The sequence below is a fragment of the Microcystis sp. LE19-10.1B genome, from assembly GCF_027530565.1.
GTDB lineage: Bacteria > Cyanobacteriota > Cyanobacteriia > Cyanobacteriales > Microcystaceae > Microcystis > Microcystis aeruginosa.
Genome location: NZ_JAPZQM010000083.1, coordinates 1 through 1,288, shown reverse-complemented (window position 1 = coordinate 1,288; position 1,288 = coordinate 1). Strand labels below are relative to the sequence as shown.

Annotated in this window: 2 protein-coding genes; both read left to right on the top strand. The window is 40.4% G+C overall.

The window, feature by feature from the left end; translation table 11 throughout:
* Window positions 1-620: 620 nt before the first annotated feature.
* A complete protein-coding gene (locus tag O9332_RS02880) occupies window positions 621-950 on the top strand; it encodes a hypothetical protein (RefSeq protein ID WP_288023550.1) in 330 nt (109 codons plus the stop codon).
* 53 nt (window positions 951-1,003) lie between these two features.
* Window positions 1,004-1,288 (top strand): helix-turn-helix domain-containing protein (locus O9332_RS02875; protein ID WP_288023549.1); only part of this gene is annotated, 285 nt, incomplete at its 3' end.

Here is a 1,288-nt window from a genome sequence, read left to right as displayed (position 1 = left end):
TAAGACAGTGAGTTCTTTTCTTCTTCCGTGAATTCTAGGTTAATCATGTTTTTAATGAGTGCTTTGCTTCTAATTATGACTCTTAAACTATATTATTGTCCTTGAGTAAAAAATGCAAGTTGTAGCCGTGCAAAGTATAGTGCAAGAAAATAGGATTGGGACTTTCAAAAACCTTGCATTATCCTTTTTATAGTACATAGATTGGTACAAAAAACAAGGGCAACAAAGCCTGAAACGACCGGCTACTGACGACCGGCTACTGACTCCTACCCCCAGGAAAAACTTTTTCAGCAGACCCTAATTATTAAATTGGTGCGTTACGCTTTGGCTAACGCACCCTACTGGACTGTTTCAGCTAAAATAGGGCAATAGATTTCGGCTTAAAGTCTTAGATTATAGAATTTATAGCATTTTTCCAATACACCAAATTAGCTGAAACAATCCACATAGTTTTGTCATAACTACCGCTCACCAAAGTCTTGCCGTCGGGACTAAAATTAGCAACATCTCAATAAATGCTGGTAAGGAAGCCGAAGTCAACCTAGAAAATGAACCCGCACTCGTGAGAAAGCATCGACTTAGGTTGCACTGAGGACGAAAATCTGCTTTAACTTAAGGATATGCTTCTTCCCATCGAGATACCTGGAAGCGAAGGCACCCCCTTGGTCAACTGGTTGCTGAACCTGGTGGCCGAGCAAAAACAGGTGATTAAGAATCAGGGAAAAACTATAGCTGACCTAGAGAGGAAGGTAGCGGGGCTCGAAAAGCAAGTCAAGAGCCTCGACGAGGAACTTAAAGCCGCCAAGAAACTGAAGAGCCGGCCTAAAATCAAGCCCAGTACGCTCAACCAAGAAAAAAAGACCCCACAAGAGGGGGAGAAACGAGCCGGTTCCGAGAGAAGGAGTAAAAAGACCAGCTTTGTCCCAGATCAAGAGCGGCTCATAAGCTAAAACGCACTTAAACCACCTAAAATAGAAATAGTAATTTTAGAAAAATCCTACTTATGCCAGCCCAAGATTTCCTAGATTTAGAAGAAAAGAAAAACTTACAAAAAGCTCTTAAAGAAGAAGAAAGAGCAGAAGTTAGGGAAAGAATTTTAATGTTTCTCTTGCTGAACGACGGAAAAACTCAACGAGAAATAGCTGATTTTATTGGCTGTTCACTCAAAACGGTCGCCCCTTGGTGTGTTCACGGCGATCCTAACAATTTAGAAAGTCTAGAAGATGGGAGAAAAAATGGAAATCATAAAAAAGCCACAGAGGAATATATTAATTTACTATTGAAAATA

Bases quoted from the DNA above. Each gene is read 5' to 3' on its own strand.
- O9332_RS02880 (WP_288023550.1), top strand. From the start codon at position 621: ATGCTTCTTCCCATCGAGATACCTGGAAGCGAAGGCACCCCCTTGGTC.